General features: G+C 73.5%; 18 protein-coding genes and 1 tRNA gene. 15 read left to right on the top strand and 4 right to left on the bottom strand.

Going from position 1 to position 20,342, the window contains the following annotated elements; genetic code table 11:
- Positions 1 to 157 precede the first annotated feature (157 nt).
- The 13 genes from hemE (at position 158) to DS079_RS10140 (ending at position 14,158) form a co-directional block, all read left to right on the top strand.
- On the top strand, positions 158 to 1,216 hold the full coding sequence (hemE, locus tag DS079_RS10200) for a uroporphyrinogen decarboxylase (protein ID WP_126987169.1): 1,059 nt from the start codon (positions 158 to 160) through the stop codon (positions 1,214 to 1,216).
- Complete coding sequence (gene hemG / locus DS079_RS10195; protein ID WP_126987166.1) at positions 1,213 to 2,703, top strand: protoporphyrinogen oxidase; 1,491 nt, start codon at positions 1,213 to 1,215, stop codon at positions 2,701 to 2,703. The genes hemE and hemG overlap by 4 nt, the downstream gene beginning before the upstream one ends.
- Positions 2,700 to 3,416 carry a hydrogen peroxide-dependent heme synthase gene (gene hemQ, locus DS079_RS10190; protein WP_126987163.1) on the top strand — a complete coding sequence of 239 codons (717 nt, stop codon included), beginning with the start codon at positions 2,700 to 2,702 and terminating at the stop codon, positions 3,414 to 3,416. The genes hemG and hemQ overlap by 4 nt, the downstream gene beginning before the upstream one ends.
- 46 nt (positions 3,417 to 3,462) lie before the next feature.
- On the top strand, positions 3,463 to 4,716 hold the full coding sequence (locus tag DS079_RS10185) for a ferrochelatase (protein ID WP_126987161.1): 1,254 nt from the start codon (positions 3,463 to 3,465) through the stop codon (positions 4,714 to 4,716).
- The gene (gene hemC / locus DS079_RS10180; RefSeq protein WP_126987158.1) at positions 4,713 to 5,708 is read left to right on the top strand and encodes a hydroxymethylbilane synthase; all 996 of its coding nucleotides are present in this window, start codon (positions 4,713 to 4,715) and stop codon (positions 5,706 to 5,708) included. The genes DS079_RS10185 and hemC overlap by 4 nt, the downstream gene beginning before the upstream one ends.
- The gene (locus tag DS079_RS10175) at positions 5,708 to 6,535 is read left to right on the top strand and encodes a uroporphyrinogen-III synthase (protein ID WP_126987156.1); all 828 of its coding nucleotides are present in this window, start codon (positions 5,708 to 5,710) and stop codon (positions 6,533 to 6,535) included. Before hemC ends, DS079_RS10175 begins: the two co-directional genes overlap by 1 nt.
- Positions 6,532 to 7,554, top strand: a complete 1,023-nt coding sequence (hemB, locus tag DS079_RS10170; RefSeq protein ID WP_126987153.1) for a porphobilinogen synthase — start codon at positions 6,532 to 6,534, stop codon at positions 7,552 to 7,554. The genes DS079_RS10175 and hemB overlap by 4 nt, the downstream gene beginning before the upstream one ends.
- A 100-nt stretch (positions 7,555 to 7,654) precedes the next feature.
- Complete coding sequence (gene hemL / locus DS079_RS10165; protein ID WP_126987150.1) at positions 7,655 to 8,983, top strand: glutamate-1-semialdehyde 2,1-aminomutase; 1,329 nt, start codon at positions 7,655 to 7,657, stop codon at positions 8,981 to 8,983.
- Positions 8,984 to 9,138: 155 nt separating this feature from the next.
- The gene (locus tag DS079_RS10160) at positions 9,139 to 10,041 is read left to right on the top strand and encodes a WXG100 family type VII secretion target (RefSeq protein ID WP_126987147.1); all 903 of its coding nucleotides are present in this window, start codon (positions 9,139 to 9,141) and stop codon (positions 10,039 to 10,041) included.
- 58 nt (positions 10,042 to 10,099) lie between these two features.
- Positions 10,100 to 11,275, top strand: a complete 1,176-nt coding sequence (locus DS079_RS10155; RefSeq protein ID WP_126987144.1) for a WD40 repeat domain-containing protein — start codon at positions 10,100 to 10,102, stop codon at positions 11,273 to 11,275.
- Between the two features lie 76 nt (positions 11,276 to 11,351).
- Complete coding sequence (locus DS079_RS10150) at positions 11,352 to 11,897, top strand: DUF4919 domain-containing protein (protein ID WP_126987141.1); 546 nt, start codon at positions 11,352 to 11,354, stop codon at positions 11,895 to 11,897.
- Between the two features lie 86 nt (positions 11,898 to 11,983).
- Positions 11,984 to 12,970, top strand: coding sequence for a hypothetical protein (locus tag DS079_RS10145; protein WP_126987138.1), 987 nt, complete (start codon positions 11,984 to 11,986; stop codon positions 12,968 to 12,970).
- Between the two features lie 51 nt (positions 12,971 to 13,021).
- Positions 13,022 to 14,158, top strand: a complete 1,137-nt coding sequence (locus DS079_RS10140; RefSeq protein ID WP_126987135.1) for a WD40 repeat domain-containing protein — start codon at positions 13,022 to 13,024, stop codon at positions 14,156 to 14,158.
- Positions 14,159 to 14,204: 46 nt separating this feature from the next.
- Here DS079_RS10140 and DS079_RS10135 read toward each other — a convergent pair whose 3' ends face one another.
- A complete protein-coding gene (locus DS079_RS10135) occupies positions 14,205 to 15,887 on the bottom strand; it encodes an HNH endonuclease (RefSeq protein WP_241237623.1) in 1,683 nt (560 codons plus the stop codon).
- A gap of 336 nt (positions 15,888 to 16,223) precedes the next feature.
- Between DS079_RS10135 and DS079_RS10130 the strand changes: the two genes are divergently transcribed.
- Positions 16,224 to 16,297, top strand: a tRNA-Met gene (locus tag DS079_RS10130).
- Between the two features lie 54 nt (positions 16,298 to 16,351).
- Positions 16,352 to 17,014: a pentapeptide repeat-containing protein gene (locus DS079_RS10125; RefSeq protein WP_126987133.1), complete on the top strand. Its 663-nt coding sequence runs from the start codon at positions 16,352 to 16,354 to the stop codon at positions 17,012 to 17,014.
- 136 nt (positions 17,015 to 17,150) lie between these two features.
- Here DS079_RS10125 and DS079_RS10120 read toward each other — a convergent pair whose 3' ends face one another.
- From DS079_RS10120 to sfnG, 3 genes are read right to left on the bottom strand one after another with little or no spacing between them, the layout of a single operon-like run.
- Positions 17,151 to 17,663, bottom strand: coding sequence for a CoA-binding protein (locus DS079_RS10120; protein ID WP_126987130.1), 513 nt, complete (start codon positions 17,661 to 17,663; stop codon positions 17,151 to 17,153).
- Positions 17,660 to 19,060, bottom strand: a complete 1,401-nt coding sequence (locus DS079_RS10115; RefSeq protein WP_259813470.1) for an O-acetylhomoserine aminocarboxypropyltransferase/cysteine synthase family protein — start codon at positions 19,058 to 19,060, stop codon at positions 17,660 to 17,662. The genes DS079_RS10120 and DS079_RS10115 overlap by 4 nt, the downstream gene beginning before the upstream one ends.
- Positions 19,057 to 20,295, bottom strand: a complete 1,239-nt coding sequence (gene sfnG / locus DS079_RS10110; RefSeq protein ID WP_126987127.1) for a dimethylsulfone monooxygenase SfnG — start codon at positions 20,293 to 20,295, stop codon at positions 19,057 to 19,059. Before sfnG ends, DS079_RS10115 begins: the two co-directional genes overlap by 4 nt.
- Positions 20,296 to 20,342: the final 47 nt, after the last annotated feature.

The following is a 20,342-nucleotide window of genomic DNA, read 5'->3' as shown; positions in this document are numbered from 1 at the left end:
TCGATCGCGACACCTGTCAGCATCCGGGAACGCCGCAGGCCCCGGGCTCGCCACCGCTGCCGCACCCCTTGCCGAGACCCCTTCCGCGCACCCCTCCACGGGCCCCGGATCGCTCCCCGAGGAGCACCCCGCGCGCCGCTCCGCCGTCGACGGCGGCGTGGCCGACGCCTCACTGCTGCAGGAGCTGCGCGGCGTGAGGAGCGACACACCGAGCGTGTGGTTCATGCGTCAGGCGGGCCGCTCGCTGCCCGAGTACCGGGCGCTGCGCGAGGGCACCACGATGCTCGACTCCTGCGTCCGCCCCGACATGGCCGCGGAGATCACGCTCCAGCCGGTGCGCCGCCACGGCGTGGACGCCGGGATCTTCTTCTCGGACATCGTCGTCCCCGCCCGCCTCGCCGGGCTCGGCGTCGAGATCCGCCCGGGCGTCGGCCCGGTCTTCGACCATCCCGTGCGCACCGAGGCCGACATCGAGGCGCTGCCCCCGCTCGGCGACGACTACGAGGAGGCGCTCGCCCCGATCAGCGAGGCGGTGCGCCTGACCGTGGCGGAGCTCGGCACCACGCCCCTGATCGGCTTCGCCGGCGCTCCCTTCACCGTCGCGAGCTACATGGTCGAGGGCGGCCCCAGCCGTGACCACCTGCGCACCCGCGCGCTGATGCGCTCGCGCCCGGACCTGTGGGAGCGCCTGGCGACCTGGGTTGCGGAGCTGTCGGGCCGCTTCCTGCGGGCCCAGGTCCTCGCGGGCGCCTCCGCGGTGCAGCTGTTCGACTCCTGGGTGGGAGCTCTCGGGCAGGAGCAGTACCTCGAGCACGTCCAGGCCCATTCCGCCGCCGCGCTCGCCCACGTCGCGGACCTGCCGGTGCCGCGGATCCACTTCGGCGTCGGCGCCGCGCACCTGCTGCTGCCGATGCTCGGCGCCGGCGCGACCGCGATGGGCGTGGACCACCGCCTGCGCCTGGACCGGGCGCTGGAGGTCCTCCCCGCCGGCACCCCGGTGCAGGGCAACATCGACCCCGCGGTCCTGTTCACCTCGGAGGAGGCGCGCTTCGCGGAGGCGCGCGGCGTGCTCGAGGCGGGCGCGGCCGCGGCCGGACACGTGGTGAACCTCGGCCACGGCGTCCCGCCGGACACCGACCCGCAGGTCCTCACCGACCTGGTCGCCTTCCTCCACTCCCAGCGCGTCGCGCGCGCCGCGGAGGCGCCCGAGGCATGAGCGCCCGGATCCTCGTCGTCGGCGGCGGCCTCGCAGGGCTGCTCGCCGCCCGACGCCACCAGCGCGCGGGACACCGCGTGGTGCTGCTCGAGGCCGAGGACCGCCTCGGCGGCGCGGTCGCGGAGCTCGCCCTCCCGGGCGCCGGCGACCTCGCCCTGAACGCGGGCGCGGAGGCGTACTCGACCGCCTCCGGCGCGGTCGACGCGATGGTCGCTCAGCTCGGGATCGCAGATCGGGTCGTCTCCCCGCGCGAGGGGCTCGGCAGCCGGATCGTCTCCGCCGCTGGGGTGCACCGCGCCCCGGCCGGCGCCCTGCTCGGGGTGCCCGGCCGACCGCTCGCCGCCGACGTCCGCGCCGTGCTCGGCTGGCCGGGGGCGCTGCGCGCGGCGCTCGAGCCCCTGCTGCCCGCCCGCGTCGGCGCAGGGCCCGGGGCGACCGTCGCCGAGACGGTGGGACGCCGGATGGGCCGACGGGTGCTCGAGCGGCTCGTCGCCCCGATCGTCGGCGGGGTGCACTCCGCCGATCCGGCCGAGCTCGAGCTCGCCGCCGCCTCCCCGCAGCTCGCGACGGGCCTGGCCGAGCACGGCTCGCTGGTGCGGACCGTGCGCCGCCTGCGCGGCGGGGGACGACGGGGCGACGCCGGCCGCACGGCCGGCGCGAGCGCCGGGACCCGTGTGCACGCCCTCGCCCCGACCATGGCGGCCCTTCCCGCGGCGCTGCGCGAGGAGCTGCTCGCCACGGGCGGAATGGTGCGCACCGGCGTGGAGGTCACGGGCCTGGACCGCGAGGGCGAGCCGTGGCGGGTCCGCACCGCCCGAGGCGAGCAGCTCGAGGCCGACCGCCTCGTGCTCGCCTGCCCTCCTGACACCGCCCGCTCCCTGCTCGCCGGGGCCGCGCCGGAGATCGCCGAGGCGATCCCGGAGACCCCGTCGGCCGCGGTGCGGCTGGTCGCCCTGGTGCTGGACGCCCCCGCCCTGGACTCCCATCCCTCGGGGACCGGTGCGCTGGTCGCGCCGGGCACCCCGGGGATCCGCGCGAAGGCCCTCACCCATGCGAGCGCCAAGTGGGAGCACGTCGAGCGCGCGCTGCGCGAGGCCCTCCCGTCGGCCGCCTCCCCGCACCTGGTGCGGCTCTCCTACGGCCGTCCCGGCGAGCAGCTGCCGGGGCGCGAGGAGATCGTCGACCTCGCCCTCGCCGACGCCTCCGCGATCCTCGGCACCCCGCTCACCCGCTCCCAGCTCGCGGACTCCGCCGTGATCGACTGGGACCGGGCGATGCGCCGGCCCCGGCCCGGCCACCGCGCCGCCCTCGACGCGCTCGCGACGCTCCTCGAGGCGCGGGACGACCTCGAGCTCGTCGGCTCCTGGCGGGCCGGCACCGGCCTCGACGCGATCGTCCGCGCCGACGACGCCCGCGCCGCCGCCGCGCAGGCCCCGCAGACCACCCCGATCTCTCCCACCGCTCCCACGGAAGGAACCCCACGATGAACGACGCCGCCGCCTCGACCCCCGAGGAGATCGCGCAGACCACCCGGTACACGAGCTACACCGTGTTCCGCCGCCTCTCGGGCCTGACCGAGGACGGCGAGCTCACCGCCGCCCAGGTCGCCGAGGCGCTCGCCCAGACGGTCCCGCTGATCGAAGCCGAGGGCGTCGAGGTCCTCGGCTTCTACGACGTCTCCGGCTTCCGCGCCGAGGACGACCTGATGCTGTGGCTCGCCGCCGAGGACCCCGAGGCGCTGCAGCGCGGCCTGCGCGAGTTCGAGCGCTCCCTGGTCGGCACCTGGCTGCACCGCGAGTGGTCGTCGGTCGGCGTGCACCGCATGGCCGAGTTCGCCAAGGGCCACGTCCCCTCGTTCATGGTCCCGAGCGCGACGCGCAAGCAGTGGATCACCGTGTACCCCTTCGTGCGCAGCTACGAGTGGTACCTGCTGCCCGACGAGGAGCGCAATCGCATGCTGCGCGAGCACGGCCTGCTGGGCCGCGACTACCCGCAGGTGAACGCCAACACCGTCGCCGCCTTCGCGCTCGGCGACTACGAGTGGCTGCTCTCCTTCGAGGCCGATGATCTGCACGACCTCGTCGACATGATGCGCCACCTGCGCTACTCCGATGCGCGCCTGCACGTGCGCGACGAGCTCCCCTTCCACACCGGCCGCCGCCTCGAGGACCTCGAGGACGTCGCCGCGCTCCTGGCCTGATCCCGGACGCCTCCCTGCCCGCACGACCTTCACCGAGGACCACACCATGACCGACACCACCACCCACATGCCCGCGCCGCGCACCGCGGCCCCCGACTCCCCCACCCATGCGCGACGCGGCGAGGCCCGTCCCTTCGACGCGATCCTGTTCTCCTCCTTCGGCGGCCCCGACGGACAGGACGACGTCATCCCCTTCCTGCGCAACGTCACCCGCGGTCGCGGGATCCCCGACGAGCGGCTGGAGGAGGTCGCGGGCCACTACCGCGCTCTCGGCGGACGCAGCCCGATCACCGAGCAGAACGAGGCGATGATCGCCGCGCTCGAGGAGGAGCTCGCACGCCGCGACGTGGATCTGCCGATCTACTTCGGCAACCGCAACTGGGCGCCCTACAACGCCGAGGCGGTGCGCGCTCTGCACGCCGACGGCCACCGCCACGCACTCGGTCTCGTCACCAGCGCGTACTCCTCGTACTCCTCCTGCCGGCAGTACCGGGAGGACTTCGGCATGGTGCTCGAGGAGACCGGTCTGGCCGGCGAGGTCACCATCGACAAGGTCCGCGTCTACTTCAACCACCCCGGGTTCCTCGCGCCGGTGGTCGACGGCGTCGAGGCCGCACTGGCGAGCCTCGCCTCCGAGGGCCACGACAGCGAGCGCATCGCGGTGCTCTTCTCCACCCACTCGGTGCCCACGGCGATGGCCGAGGCCTCCGGGCCGGAGGAGACGCGGGTCGAGGGGTCCGGCGGCTGGTACGTCGAGCAGCATCTCGCCGCCTGCCGATGGGTGATGGACCAGCTGCACGACGACGCCCCCGAGCTTCCCGACTGGCAGCTCGTCTACCAGTCCCGCTCCGGGGCCCCGCACATCCCGTGGCTCGAGCCGGACGTGAACGACGTCATCGCCCAGCTCGCCGAGGAGGACTCCGCCGACGCGGTCGTCGTCGTCCCCATCGGCTTCGTCACCGATCATGTGGAGGTCGTGTGGGACCTGGACACCGAGGCGAAGGAGACCGCCGAGGAGAAGGGCCTCGCCTTCCGCCGCGTCGCCACCTCCGGCGAGGATCCCCGCTTCATCGCCGCCCTCGCGGATCTCGTCCAGGAGCGGCTGGACGAGTCCTTCCCGCGACGGGTGGTCACGGATTTCGGGGGCACCCCGGACGTGTGCGGGGTGAACTGCTGCGCAGGACGCATCTGCCGTCCCACCACCAGCGCGGTGGACTCCGCGTCGGACGTCGAGCGGGCCCGGGCCGAGCGCCGCGCCACGGCCGGCGACGGCCAGGCGGGCACAGGATCCCTCTCGTGACCGCGTCCCCGCTCCGGCTCGGCACCCGCGCCTCCGAGCTCGCGCTCACGCAGTCCGGGCACGTCGGCGCCGCGGTCGTGGAGGGCACGGGTCACGAGGTCGAGCTGGTGCACGTGAGCACCCATGGCGACCGCGACCGCATCAGCCCCCTCGCCCAGATCGGCGGCACCGGCGTGTTCGTCACCGCCGTGCGACAGGCTCTGCTGGACGGCGAGGTCGACGTGGTGGTCCATTCCTGGAAGGACCTGCCCACCGCGCCGCTGGACGAGATCACGCTCGCCTGCTCGCCCGAGCGGGAGGACCCGCGCGATGCGCTGTGCGCCCGTGACGGGATGACCCTCGCGCAGCTCCCGGCCGGGGCGCGGGTGGGCACCGGCTCCCCGCGACGCGGCGCGCAGCTGCTGCGGGCACGGCCCGATCTCGAGGTCGTGGGGATCCGCGGCAACGTCGAGACCCGCCTGAACCGGGCGCTCGGGCCGGACGCGGACCTCCATGCCGTGGTGCTCGCCGCCTCGGGGCTGCGCCGCGTGGGCAGGGAGGCCGTGATCAGCGAGCTCCTGCCCGTCGAGGTCATGCTTCCGGCCCCCGCCCAGGGCGCGCTCGCGGTCGAGGCGACCACCGCCGCGCTCGCGCAGGCGCCCTGGTTCGCCGAGCGTCTCGCGGCGGTCGACGACGCGGCCACCCGCGCCGCGGTCACCGCGGAGCGGTCCCTGCTGCGGGCGCTCGAGGCGGGCTGCTCCGCCCCGGTCGCCGCGTACGCGGAGCTGGAGCCGGGCACGGATCCCGCCGCCGCGCAGGTTCTGCGCCTGCGCGCCCTCGCGATCCGTCCCGACGGGACGCACGTCGTCGAGGGCGAGGCCCGGGTGGACCTGGACCTCGCCGCCGATGCGCTCTCGGGGCCGGGCTCGGTCCCGGTCGAGCTCGGCCAGGAGCTCGCCGCGGACCTGCTCTCCCGCGGCGCCGGCGAGATCCTCGCGGAGGCCCGCGCCTGATGTCCTCCGCCGAGATGCCCTCCGCCCCGCCCCGCGCCGCCGGGCCCGTGCTGGTCACGCGCCCGGCGGGGCGGGGGGAGCGTCTCGCGAGCCTGCTCGAGGCGGAGGGGCTCACGGCCGAGCACGCCCCGCTGACCCGCCTCGTCCCGAGCAGCGGAGAGGAGCTCGAGGCCGCCCTCGCACAGCTCGCCGCGGGCGCGTTCACGCATCTCGTGGTCACCTCCCGCACCGCCGCCGAGGTCCTCGCCGGCGCGGAGGCCCCCTTCGAGACGGCGGTCATCGCCGTCGGTGGGGGCACCGCCCAGACCCTGCGGGCGGCAGGCCTCTCGCCCACCGCCGTGGCCGACGGCTCCGGTGCGGCGCTCGTCGCGGCGATGCCGCCCGCCGCCCCGGGCGATCGGGTGCTGTTCCCGGCCTCGTCCGCCGCCTCCCGCACCGTCCCCGAGGGGCTGCGCGCGGCCGGCTACGAGGTGGTGGAGGTCGAGGCCTACCGTCCCGAACCCGCGGACCCGTCCCCGACGGTCGCCGAGGGCCTGGCCGCAGGGCGCTACGCGGCGATCGTGCTGACCAGCCCGATGATCGCCCGACGCGCCGCCGAGCTCGGCGTGCACCCCGCCACCGCGGTGATCGCCATCGGCGACCCGACCGCCGAGGCCGTCCGCGCCGCCGGCCTCGGTCCCCTCCACCAGGCCGCCGCCCCGACCGACGAGGCGCTCGTCGCGGCCGTCCTCGAGGCGCTCGACGCGGCGCCGCACGAGACGCCCCCGTCGGGCCCCGCCCCGTCAGCCGCCCACCCCACGCACCCCCGATCGAAGGAGACCCGATGACCCAGCCGACCCTCCCCGGACCGATCGACCGCCCCCGCCGCCTGCGCAGCAGCGCCGCGATGCGCTCCCTGGTGCGGGAGCACGCCCTCCGCCCCGCCGACCTCGTGCTGCCGATGTTCGTGCGCGAGGGCGCGAGCGAGAGCAAGCCCGTGACCTCGATGCCCGGCGTCGAGCAGCACACGATGGACTCCCTGGTCCGCGCCGCGACCGAGGCGGCCGAGCGCGGCGTCGGCGGCGTGATGCTCTTCGGCGTGCCCGAGCACAAGGACGCCGTCGGCTCCGGCGCCACCGACCCGGACGGGATCCTCAACCGGGCGCTGGCCCGCCTGCGCGCCGAACTCGGCGATCAGACCGTGATCATGGCCGACCTGTGCCTGGACGAGTTCACCGACCACGGCCACTGCGGCGTGCTCGACGCCGACGGCCGGGTCGACAACGACGCGACGCTCGTGCGCTACCGCGAGATGGCTCTCGCGCAGGCCGAGGCCGGCGCGCACCTGCTGGGGCCGTCGGGGATGATGGACGGCCAGATCGCCGCGATCCGCGATGCGCTCGATGCCGAAGGGCATCTCGAGACCGCGCTCTTCGCCTACACCGCGAAGTACGCCTCCGCCTTCTACGGCCCGTTCCGCGAGGCCGTGGACTCGTCCCTGCAGGGCGATCGCCGCACCTACCAGCAGGATCCCGCCAACGGCCGCGAGGCTCTGCGCGAGCTGGAGCTCGACGTCGCCGAGGGCGCGGACCTCGTCATGGTCAAGCCCGGCTTGCCCTATCTCGACGTGCTGAAGGACGTCGCCGCCGCCTCCCCCGTCCCCGTCGGCGCCTACCAGGTCTCCGGCGAGTACGCGATGATCGAGGCGGCCGCGGCGAACGACTGGATCGACCGCGACCGCACGATCCTCGAGTCGCTGCTGGCCTTCCGCCGCGCCGGTGCCTCGACCGTCCTGACGTACTACGCGAGCGAGGTCGCGGGCTGGTTCCAGCAGGGCCTGCCCCCGCACCTGCGCGAGTTCGCCTGAGCCGCGGCCCGGCCCGCGCCCGTCGGCGCGCCCGCTGTGCCGCGGCCCGGCACCGCACCATCACCCGTCGTCCCCCGCCCCTCCCGCGAAGGAGCTCCGCATGACCCCCTCGACCACCCTCTCCGCCGATCTCTTCGACCGCGCCCGCCGCGTCATCCCCTCCGGCGTGAACTCGCCCGTGCGCGCCTTCGGCTCCGTCGGCGGCACGCCCCCGTTCCTCACCAGCGCGAAGGGCGCCCTGCTCACCGACGCGGACGGCAACGAGTACGTGGACCTGGTCGGCTCCTGGGGTCCGATGATCCTCGGCCACGCCCATGACGGTGTGGTCGAGGCGGTGCGGGAGGCGGCCGGTCGCGGCCTCTCCTTCGGCGCTCCGCAGGCCGGGGAGGTCACCCTGGCCGAGGAGGTCGTGCGCAGGATCGGCCCCGTCGAGCAGCTGCGCCTGGTCAACTCCGGCACCGAGGCGACGATGAGCGCGCTGCGCGTGGCCCGCGCCGCGACCGGCCGCGACGTGGTCGTGAAGTTCGCCGGCTGCTATCACGGGCACGTGGACGCGCTGCTGGCCGAGGCGGGCAGCGGGGTCGCGACCTTCGCCATGCCGGGCTCGGCCGGCGTCACCGCCGCGACCGCGAAGGACACGGTCGTGCTGCCCTACGGCGACCGCGAGGCCGTCACGTCCTTGTTCGCCGAGCGCGGCGGCGAGATCGCCGCGATCATCACCGAGGCCGCGCCCGCGAACATGGGCGTCGTCCCGCCGCTCGCCGAGGACGGCGTCGGCTTCAACCGCTTCCTCGCCGACACCGCCCACGCCGCCGGCGCGCTGCTGATCAGCGACGAGGTGCTCACCGGCTTCCGCGCGAGCCGTGAGGGGCATTACGGGGTCGACGGCCCGCGCGGCACCGGCGAGGACTGGGCGCCGGACCTGATGACCTTCGGCAAGGTGATCGGCGGCGGCCTGCCCGTCGGCGCCTTCGGCGGACGCGAGGACCTGATGGGCCTGCTCGCCCCGGCCGGACCCGTCTACCAGGCCGGCACCCTGTCGGGGAACCCGCTCGCGACCGCGGCCGGGCTGGCGACCTTCGCCGGGCTCGACGACGCGGCCTACGAGACGCTCGGCCGCGCCTCGAACGCGCTGCAGCAGCTGGTCGCCGACGCGCTGACCGCCGAGGGCGTCCCCCACGTCGTCCAGACCGCCGGCACCCTGTTCTCGGTGTTCTTCCGCGGTGAGCCGGTCAGGACCTACGACGACGCGAAGGCGCAGGACACCGAGGCGTTCACCCGCTTCTTCCACGCGATGCTCGAGGGCGGGGTGTACCTCCCTCCCTCGGCCTTCGAGGCCTGGTTCGTCTCCACCGCCCACACCGACGAGGTCCTCGACCGGATCGCGGCGGTGCTGCCGGCGGCGGCGAAGGCGGCCGCACGGGGCTGAGAGCGCGAGACGTCACGCGGTGCCGTGCCCGGGGAGTTCTCCCCATCGCTCTCGTGCAGGGCTCGCTCTACCATCGGACCGACGACGCGTGATGCGACAGATCGCACGGTGCCGAAGGGGCACGGAACCGCGCACGGGACGAGACGGGGGATCCCATGGCCTTCATCGGCATGAGCACCGACCAGGCATCGGCGCAGGCAGAGCGCACCGACACCGGTGCTCAGCAGCTGGAGCAGCTGGCCGAGGAGCTGGGCTCGGCCGTCGTGCGCAGTTCGGAGTTCTGGATCGGTGCCGATGCAGAGGCATTCCGCGCCTCGTGGAGCTCGACGGCGCAGGCGCTCCGCACCGCCGCAGGAGATCTGATCGCTCGCAGCGGCGAGCTGTGCCAGCACCGCGACGAGCAGGAGAGCGCCTCCGAGAGCGACGGGGCTGCTGCCTCCTCCGGCGCGGGCGACGAGGCCGGGTCGGCGACGGGCCCCTCGGCACAGGACGGCCCCAATGCACCTGGCGAGGAGCCGTACTACGGCAAGGTCGATCCGGAGGTCGCCGAGCGCTGGGAGTCGATGAGCAAGGAGGACCGCGAAGCGGTCGCCCGAGCGATCATCGAGGAGGAGCTGGAGCAGTACGGGATCGAGGACGTGCCCATCGATTTCGCCCTGACCGACGGGAACGGCCTGTGGTCGTTCGGCGAGGACGGACACTCGATCTCGATCAACGGCAGCGTCCTGGACACCCCGCGCCTGCTGCACACCCTCGCTCACGAGGCCCGTCACGCCGCACAGTGGGAGGCCGTACAGGATACGGAGCCCGGGTTCTGGGACTGGCTGCCCGGCGTGGATTCCACCGCGGACGACTACGAGCGCCTCGAGGAGGAGCACGGCTTCACCAGGGAGGAGATCGACTCCTGGCGTGAGCACTGGGAGGCCTCCGAGGAGGAGAAGGATCCGTATTACGACAGGTCCGTCGAGGTCGATGCCCGTAACGCCGGGGCAGAGTTCTCCGAGGAGCTGACGATGGAGGACCTCGACCGATACGAGGAGCGGGCAGGGGTCCGATGAGGAACACTCTGATGAGCAGTGCCGAGCGTCCTGACACCGACCACCACGAGGAGCGACGATGACCCCCTCTCCGAGCCGCCGGAGACTGCTCGGCGCGAGCCTGCTGCCCGCGGCGCTCTCCCTCGTCGGCTGCGGATCCTTCGGCGGCGGCGACGAGCCCTCGCAGGACCCGGTCACCGCCGACGGACCGGGGGAGACGAAGGCGGCCGCGTCGCCGGATCGTTGCCTGTCGGACGAGGAGGCGTCACGCGGAGAGCGCCCCGAGCCGCCCGCGCGCGCGGACGCCGGCCCGGAGAACGAGGCGATCCCGGACCGGCCTCTGTCGGAGTACGGCCTGGCCCTGTTCGCGGGCGGGGAACGGATCGCCGCCCAGCAGACCTCGGACGCGCTGATGCTCGGAGAGTCGGACACCTTCGGGACCGTCGTGTGGAGCACCGCCGACGGCACGATCCTCGAACGGCTCGACAACGGCCTGGTCGGTGCGATCGCCGCGGACGCCCGCGGACGGCTCGCGATCGGCGGTGTCACGACCGTCGAGCTCCGCGAGGCGGACGGCGAGGTGCTGAAGGTGCTGACCGGCGGCGAGGAGCCCTTCGGCCCCCGGATCGGGAATCGGGTCGGCGATCTCGCCCTCACCGCCGACGGCACCCGCCTGGTGGTGCTCGGCGCCGACGGGCGCGTCACGATCTGGAATCTCGAGGACGAGACCTGCGAGGTCGAGCACGAGATCGCTGCGGAGCTCGGGACGGTGATCGCGCTCAGCCTCTCCCCCGCCGACGACACGCTCGCCCTCTGCGCCGAGGACGGGACGGTCGAGCTCTGGGACCCGCATGCCGGGACGCGCACGGGCACCGGCCCGGACCTCCCCGGGACGGTCGCCGGGCTGGCGCACGCCGGGGACGGCACGCTGATCCTCGCCGCCGACGGGGAGCGCGCCCTCCACGCCCTGGCCCCTTCCGGAGAGGTGACCACCGGACCGGCTCTCTCCGCGTCGGGCCCGTACTGGGTGGCCGCGGGGCCGGGGGGACGTGTCGCCGCCGTCGGCCGGGGCGACAACCGGGTCCTGCTCTGGGAGCGCGAGACCGACGGGACCGTCGAGCTCCCCGTCGTGCGCGGATCCGCAGGCCGGCTCGTGTTCTCCTCCGACGGCAGGACTCTGTACAGCGCCTCCCCGTCCCAGGGCGTCGTCGCCTGGTCCGGAGGCGAGTCCTGGAACAGCTTCGAGACGCCCTGATGCTCCTGACGCGCCGACCGACATGGACCTCCTCCGCCTCCACGGCTTTCCCACCTGACCCGCGAAAGAACACACGATGTCCCTGAACAACCTCGTCGAGGCCTACGCCCTGGACCCGACGCCCGAGGGTCTTCACGACCTGCAGGCCGGGATCATGGCGGCTCCCCGCTACGACCCTCTGCTCTCCGTCTCCCGGGCGGTCGTCCCGCTGCTGCGCGCCGGGAAGCACCGGGAGATCGTCGACCTGATCCGCTCGTGGATGCCCGGCGCGCTCCTGAGCCCGTCGGCGCACGGATACCTCGCAAAGGCGCTCACCGAGCTGGGCGACGCCGAGGCCGGCCGGGTCGAGGCGAAGTTCTCCCGGCTCGCGCTCGACAGCATCGCTGCCTCGGGCGACGGCTCCGAGGATGAGCCGTGCTCCGTGCTCCGCATCGAGGACGAGTACGACATCCTGCGCGCCTCCTCGCAGCGCCCGACCGCCCAGCGGCAGGTCTCCGACGAGCGCGGACAGTTCGACGTCCACACTCTCGAGGACGGCGGCGAGGTGTGGTTCCGGCTGCTCTGGCTCGCCCCGCCCGCCGCCGCACAGCAGGCCGAGACCCAGGACGATCCGCGGAGCTGAGGTCCGTCCACAGGGGAGGACTCCCCATGTCCTCTATTCCCGTTCTCCTCTAGGGTCGATCCCGGAACGGGATGAAGGGGGAGGCCGTGGAGCTCATCGGCATGGACACCGCGCAGGGCGAGGCCCATGCTGAGCGTCTGCAGGCTGCCGGCGAACGTCTCGAGGAGCGGCACGGCGTGCTCGATGCGCTCGTGGGAGCGAGCGAGACGATCTGGCGGGGACCGGATGCGGACCGATTCCGCGCGGACTGGAGCACCGGCGTGTCTCGGATGCTGCGCGAGCAGTGCATCGCGCTCGAGGCCGCCGGAAGAGAGCTCGAGGAGGAGGCGGAGCAACAGGAGACCGCCTCGCAGAGCGAGCGCGGCGGGGGTGAGAGGGGCGGGAGCGGGGCCAGCTCGTCCGGCAGCGCATCGGGACGTGGCCGCCGCGCCGGCGGCGGCGGGGACGGGGCGGTGAGCCAGGAGGTCGCCGACGCCTGGACCGCGATGGACCCGCCCGAGCAGAAGCGGGTCCTCCAGGAGATCGTCGCCCAGGAGCTCGAGCGTCAGGGTGTCGACGACGTGCCCGTCTACTTCGACGATCTGTCGCAAGACGGATCGCTCGGCATCTGGTACGAGTTCGACGTCTGGCATCCCCTGCGCGGGGAGCACATCCAGATCGACAGCACGTCCCTCGAGGACCCGGACTCCCTCAACACCGCCGTCCACGAGGCCCGCCATGCCGCACAGGACAACTGGGTCGAGGAGACCGACGGACCTCCCGCATGGCAGTTCTGGCGGAAGGACCACAGCGCCGCGGAGTATGAGCGGATCGAGGAGGAGTACGGGGTCACCAAGGAGGAGATCGAGGCCTGGCGCGAGAACGACAAGGACTACACGGAATTCCCGGAGGACCAGCCGGGCGAGGACGCCCCGCAGTCGGAGAAGGACGCCTGGAACGAGGAGTACGAGGCGTACCGGGAGCAGCCGCTCGAGGAGGATGCCTTCGACGAGGGGGATGAGTTCGCCGAGGACATCACTCTCGAGGAGCTCCGGCAGTACCAGCTCGATGCCGGCGTCCCGGTCATCTCGTGAGCGTCCCTGCGCTGAGACCGCTCCCCGGTTCCCCTTCGAGGCGGTGATGCCATGATCCTCTCCCGTCGCAGGCTCGCGCTGCCGCGACGCCGCTGGCTGCTCGGGGCTGCGGCCCTGCCGGCGGCGCTGCTGCTGCCCGGCTGCGGGAGCAGCCCCGAGGTGGGCAGCTGCCTCGGACCGGACGAGGAGGTGCCGGAGCCGGAGCCGCCCCGCCTGCCACGAGGTGCCCGCGTCCGGCCCAAGATGCCGCGGGAGGGGCGCTATTTCGAGGACCAGAGTCCCGCCGTCTCCCCCGACGGCACGCTGATCGCCGCCTGCGAGGCCCCGGACCGCTACCAGCTCGACCTCGCCGACACCCACGGCGTGCTGCTGTGGGACACGCGCACCGGGGAGATCGTGCGCCGGCTGAAGCCCCGCGCCATCGGGCCGCTGGCCTGGCACCCGAACGGATCGCGCCTCGCGGTCGGCGACGCCCTCCACGTCGCGGAGGTGGATGTCGAAGGCTCGCTGCTGCGGAACCTCGTGGGCAGTGCGGAGCCTCGTGGGACTGCCGCGCGGATCCTCGACGTCGCCTACAGCCCGGACGGATCGCTGCTGGCGGCCTCGGCGAGCGACGGCGCCGTCCGGCTGTACTCGACCTCCGCGGACAGCTGCACCGGCACCCGGGTCCTCACCCCGGGAACTCGTCGACAGAGGACCGTGGAGTTCTCGCCCGACGGCAGCCGCCTTGCCACGGGCGGCGTCGAGCTGACGGACGCCGACGAGGGCGGGGAGCCGACCTGCCTGTGGGTTCCGCACAGCGGCCGGCGGGAGGAGGTCCTCGACAGGGTCGACGGGGTGGTGCTCGGGCTCGGGTACAGCGGGGACGGCGCCCTGATACAGGTGCTCGACGATCCGTCCTCGCTCACCGTGCAAGCGCCCGACGGCGCGACGAGCACGGGCCCGCCGGTGGACGCGGCACGGTTCAGGGACCTGGCCGTCGGTGCGGGATCCCGGGTCGCGGTGCTCAGTGCGTCGGGCACCCTCCAGCTGTGGGATCGGGACAGCGACGAGCAGGAGACGCTCGAGATGTCGCTCCTGGAGAGGATCTGCTGGTCCCCGGACGAGGCGACGCTCTACACGCTGAGCGAGTCGGAAGGGATCTCTGCCTGGGACGGGACGGAGTGGCGGCAGTTCGAGCTGCCGTGAGCACATCCGCCGTGACATGCTGCGGTGGTGTCACTGCGGTGACGAGCTAGCTCCCCGTCGGCTTCCGCGGCGACATCGGCCACGTCGGGTCGGCCGATTCCGGGGAGTCGATCGGTCCCGTCGGCCCGGCCGGTCCCCCAGGGCATGCCGCTCCTGTCGGTCCGTCAGGTTCTCGAGCGCACGCCCGTCCCGGGGCATCGGCCGGCTCCTGCGGTGCTGTCCCGTCCGTCGGCAGCTGCGCAGCCTGTTCCCTCGGCCCTGGATCTGGGGGCTCCACACGATGAGTCAGCGCCGCCGAGCGGGTCCGTCGGGTGGTGCCGAGCCGCGTCGTCCACTCCACCACGTGCCCGTCGACCGCCGGGACCCCGACCCGCTCCACGCTCGCCAGCTGCTGCTCCTTGTCGTTGCAGTAGGCGCAGACCCCCTGCCCGTTCTCCAGGCAGGTGCATCCCCCGGCAGCGTGGGGCCGGATGTGGTCGATGTGGCGGATCGGGGCATCGCAGTGCGGGCCGCGGCAGGTCCGGTCGCGCAGGCGGATGAAGCGGGCGAGCGCAGGCGGGAAGGCCCGCGCCCGGGATTCGACGGCGACCAGCTCCTCGGCCCTCGGATGCTCGTACAGGCGTCGCAGCACGGCGCGCAGCGCCGGACCGTCGGGGCCGAGCGGGTCCTCGTCCGTGCCCGCGATCGCGTCGAGCGGGTCCCGCAGGCTCTCCCGCACCGCCTCGGCGGGAACCGTGCCGTAGCCCTCGATCTGGGCGAGGTCGCCCGTGCCGGGATCGAGCAGCACGTGGTCGGTGATGATCACGCCGATGTCCAGCGTCACCGGCTCCATGCTCCCGCTGCGGCCGATCAGGGTGTCCACGAAGGTGTCGGCCTGGATGGCCTGGTGCCTGCGGCGATCACCGGAGGCGCGCAGGCGCTCGGCCTCGAGGGAGAGACGCTTGCGGATCAGAGCCGCGTCCAGCGCGGTGACGTGCGCCGTCACCGTGGCCATGCCGTGCTCGCCGCGGCGCACCGTCACGTGCCGGTCGTGCTTCGCGTGCTGGTGGCGGCGGGCCTCGCCGTCCGGGTCTGCGAGGGAGATCGCGGCGGCGCGGGCGTCAGACCATTCCTCGGAGCCGGCGCCGTCGAGATAGGGCAGGCGCTCCCCGAGCAGCCGGTCCGCCTCGCGCCGCTGGGCGGGGGTGAGCGGGGCGAAGGAGCGGGCGGTGCGATAGGCATCCTCCGTCGTGACCCGGGAGTCCGCAAGGGCGGAGAGCATCACCGGCATGTCCGCGACGAGCCGTCGCCGGGCGGCGAGCGAGTGGGAGGCGGACGCCGGGGAGCGGCGGGTGAGCATCGAGACCTCACGGGCCGCCTCACGGGACGCCGCGCGCAGCAGCTGTGCGGGCGGGGTCTCCTCCCCCGCCTCCTGCGCGGCGTGCGCCCGCGCCTCGGCCTGCCTGCGCAGGGTGAGGGAGTCGGCGAGCGCGACGACGGCGCGGGTCTCGAGCGCGTCGATCGCGCTGCGCAGGGAATGCAGGCTGCCGATCACGTCGCGGAACGCCTCGGCCGACGGATCCGCGGGGGCGAACAGCTCCTGCGGGAACCCGGTGAGGGCGCTCAGCACATGAGCGCGGTCGCCGAGCTCCTCGGCGAGCGCTCCGGGACCTCCCGCACGCACGGCCTCGATCAGCTGCTGGTGGGGATCACCAGCAGCCGCGCCGAGGTCCTGCACTGCGAGAGTCATGGCCCTATTCTTCCGGCCGCCACCGACAAAGGAAAGGCCCGCAGAAGAATGTGGATAACGCCGAGCAGGGAGAAGCCGTCACACACACACCTGCCCGCCGATCCGAACATATGTGCAGGCCAAAGACATTCCACTCGGACCCGAGCGTCACGTCCTGAAATGCATCCACACACCACTCGGACACTCCACCGAATTCGACACGAAAATGTGGATAACCACCCTCTGTGGAGGAAAGGTCGCGGGTGCCGCACCTCGAATGCGACGGCAGATGACAGCGCGCTCGACACCGCCGGACCGGTCCCGCAGGCTGGGCCCACAGCACCCGTTCGACACCACCGCTTCGTAGCTCAGCCCGGAAGAGCAGCTCCCTCATGAGGAGTGGGTCGCAGGTTCGAATCCTGCCGGAGCGTCTCCCCCTCCCCGTACCCTCGAGGACGACCTCACGCCGCCGACCCGAGGACCCCATGCGCCGTCGCACCACCACCCGCCCGTCCGTCCTCGAGCGCCTGGTCCTTCCCGACCTCGAGGAGGCGGACGCCGCACAGCTGAACGCCCAGGACCGGCACGACGGCCTGCGCCTCGTCGGCGCCGATCTCACCGGGGCGGACCTCACCGGCGCGACCTTCACCGAGTGCGAGCTGGTCGACGTCACCGCGCACACCACCGTGCTCCAGCACGCCCGGCTGCTCGAGACCCGGATCGAGCGCCTGAACGCCCCGGTGCTGGATGCGACCCGCTCCATCTGGCGCGACGTCGAGCTGGCCGGCTCGCGGATCGGGGCGCTGGACGTCTACGACGCCGAGATCCGCTCCACCCGCATCACCGGCACGAAGTTCGACTGGATCAACCTGCGCTCCTCGACGCTGGAGGACGTGCTCTTCGAGGACTGCACGATCGACGAGCTCGACCTCGGCGCCGTCACCGCCGCCCGCGTCGCCTTCGTGAACTGCCGCGCCGGCTCCGTCGCCCTGCCCCACGCCCGGCTCGAGGACGTGGACCTGCGCGGGCTGGAGATGGGGTCGATCGCGAACCTCGAGGGCCTGTCGGGCGCGACGCTCGACGCCGCGCAGGTCACCGCGCTCGCGCCCCTCCTCGCCGCGCATCTGGGACTCCGCATCGAGGGGTGAGCGGTGCCGGTGCGCCCCGGATCACCGGACCCGCAGGACCGGCCCGAGCGGCGCCGGGCCCCAGTGCTCATACCCCCGGACAGCAGAACGCGGGCCGAGGTGCTCCCCGGCCCGCGCCTGATCTCCGAGCGTACGCTCAGCGCCGCGCGCTGACCCTCTGCTTGCGGGAGGTGATCTCGCCGGTGTTGAACCCGGCCAGGTGCAGCCCGCCGTGGAAGCGGGCGTGCTCGATCTTCACGCAGCGGTCCATCACCACGTCAAGGCCGCCGGCCTCGGCGATCGCGGCGGCCTCCTCGTTCCAGGAGCCGAGCTGCAGCCACAGCGCCTTCGCGCCGACCTCGACGGCTTCGCGGGCGACGCCCGGCAGGTCGGCGTCCCGGCGGAAGACGTCGACGATGTCGGGCACGACGGGCAGGTCCGCGAGCGAGGCGTAGGCCGGCTGCCCGAGGATCGTCGTCGCGCGGGGGTTGACGAAATAGACCTCGTAGGGCGCGCTCGAGAGCAGGTAGGTGCTCACGAAGTAGCTGGCCCGGGCGGGGTTCGTCGAGGCGCCGACGATCGCGATCGCGCGCGCCTGGCGCAGGATCGCGAGCCGCTCGGGGGCCGACGGCCCCTGCCACGTCCGTGCGGTGAGCGTCTGCTCGCTCATGCCTGCTCCTCCCTGCTGCGGCCGGTCGCCGCGGTGATCGCCTGGTCGAGGTCCCAGAGGATGTCCTCCACGTCCTCGAGGCCCACCGAGATGCGGATGAGGTCGGGCCGGACGCCGCCGGCGACGAGCTGCTCCGCGGTGAGCTGGCGGTGCGTGGTCGAGGCCGGGTGCAGGACGAGGGTGCGCGCGTCCCCGATGTTCGCCAGGTGCGAGGCGAGCTGCAGGTTCTCGATCACCCGCTCGCCCGCGGCGCGGGCCGCGGCCGCCTCGTCCTCGGCGCTCGCGTGCTCCCCCGTCGGCCGGACGCCGAAGGCGAAGACGGAGCCGGGGCCGAGCGGCAGGTACTTCGAAGCGCGCTCGTGGTGCGGATGGGACTCGAGCCCCGCCCAGGTCACGAACGAGACCCGCGGATCCGCGTCGAGCCACTCGGCGACCGCGCGCGCTCCGGCCAGGTGCGCATCGATCCGCTGCGGGAGCGTCTCCACGCCCTGCAGCAGCTGGAACGCCGCCTGCGCGGAGAGGGAGGGGCCGATGTCGCGCAGCTGCTCGGAGCGCAGCTTGGTGAGGAAGCCGTACTCGCCGAAGTTGTCCCACCAGCGCAGCCCGCCGTAGGACTCGACCGGCTCGGTCATCGAGGGGAACTTCCCGTTGCCCCAGTCGAAGCGGCCCGACTCGACGACGACGCCGCCGAGGGTGGTGCCGTGCCCGCCGAGGAACTTCGTGGCCGAGTGGATGACGATGTCCGCGCCGTGCTCGAGCGGCCGCACCAGGTACGGGGTGGCGAGGGTCGCGTCGACCACCAGCGGGACGCCGTGCTCGTGGGCGAGCTCGGCCAGGCCCTCGAGATCGGCGATCTCGCCGGAGGGGTTGCCGATCATCTCGACGTACAGCACCTTCGTCTCCGGCCGGAACGCGGCGCGGTAGTCCTCCGGGTCGGAGGAGGCGACGAAGGTGGTCTCCACGCCGAAGCGGCGGAGGGTGACGTCGAGCTGGGTGACGGTGCCGCCGTAGAGCTGCGCGGAGGAGACCACGTGGTCCCCGGCGCCGACGAGCGCCGCGAAGGTGATGAACTCGGCGCTCATCCCCGAGGCGGTCGCGACCGCCCCGATCCCGCCCTCGAGCGAGGCGATGCGCTCCTCGAAGGCGGCGACGGTGGGGTTGCCGATGCGGGAGTAGATGTTGCCGTACTTCTGCAGCGCGAACAGGGTCCCGGCGTCGTCCGCGTCGTCGAAGACGAACGAGGTCGTCTGGTAGATCGGGACGGCGCGCGCGCCGTGCTGGGCGTCGGGGGTGCCGCCGGCGTGCAGCGCACGGGTGCGGAACCCGAAGCCGCCCTCCGGGGCCGACGGGGACTCCGGGGCCGACGGGACCTGGTTCTCGAGGGTCTCCTGGCTCACGCGGCGGCCCCAGCCTTCGCCGGGTGGTCGGCGGGGAGGGTCTCGGCGGTCGCGGCGGCGGCCTCCTCGGCGGAGACGCCGGGGGCGACCGGCAGCAGGTCGGTGTTCAGCTCGGTGCCGTGGGCGCGGGCGAGGTCCTTCTCCTTCTCGCGCACGATCGGCATCACGTCCCGGCCGAAGGCGGCGACCTCCTCCTGGAAGTGGAGGTAGCAGGTCAGCAGGAGGTTCACGCCGATCTTCTTGTACTCGATGATGCGGTCGGCGATCTCCTCGGGCGTGCCGATGAGACGGGTCTTGAAACCGTCGTTGTACTGGACGAGGTCCTCGAAGGAGGAGTCCGCCCACATGCCCTTGCCGTCCTTGGTGGAGGCGCCGGCCTCCTGCACGGACTGCCTGAAGCCCTCGACGGCGGGGCGGTGCGCCTTGGAGACGATCTCGCGCAGCGTGTCCTCGGCCTCCTGGCGGGACTCGCGGGCGATGACGAAGCCGTTCAGCCCGAATCTCGGGGAGCGGCCGGCCTCGGCGGCGGAGGCGAGGACGCCGGCGACGTTCTCCTCGTAGCCCTCGAGGGTGCGGCCGTTGGAGAAGTACCAGTCGGCGACGCGGCCGGCGGTGGCCTGCGCGGCGGTGGAGTTGCCGCCGAAGAAGATCTCGGGGTGGGGGCGGCCGGGGACGTCGACGGGCTTCGGGTTCAGGGTGAAGCCGTCGATCGAGTAGTACTTCCCGTCCTGGGTGTACCCGTCCTCGGTGAGCAGGCCGCGCAGCGCGCGGATGAACTCCTCGGTGCGCACGTAGCGCTCGTCGTGCTCGAGCCACTCGAGGCCGAAGTTCACGAACTCGTCCTTCAGCCAGCCGGAGACGATGTTGACCGCGGCGCGGCCGCCGGAGAGGTGGTCGGCGGTGATCAGCCACTTGGCGAGCACGCCCGGGTGCCACATGCCGGGGTGGAAGGCGGCGATGACGCGCAGTCGCTCGGTCGCGCCCAGCAGGGCGAGGGAGAAGGCGGAGGCCTCGTGCTGCTTGTCCGCGCCGTAGCTGGCGGCGTAGCGGGTCTGGGTCAGCGCGTACTCGAAGCCGGAGTCCTCGGCGATCTTCGCCAGGCGTGAGTTGTAGGGCAGCTGCCAGTCGGTGCGCTGCTCGATCGTGGAGACGACGAGGCCGCCGGACACGTTCGGCACCCAGTACGCGAACTTCAGCGGCGTCTCGAAGCTCGAGGCGGGGACGGTGGTGGTCATGGGTCCTCCTTGGTCGGCGGGGCCGACGGTCGGTGCGGGCGGTGGGA

This window comes from Brachybacterium paraconglomeratum (genome assembly GCF_003994255.1).
In the GTDB taxonomy this organism is placed as follows: Bacteria; Actinomycetota; Actinomycetes; order Actinomycetales; family Dermabacteraceae; genus Brachybacterium; species Brachybacterium conglomeratum.
The sequence above is the reverse complement of the archived record's forward strand: the minus strand, read 5'-3'. Positions and strand labels throughout refer to the sequence as shown.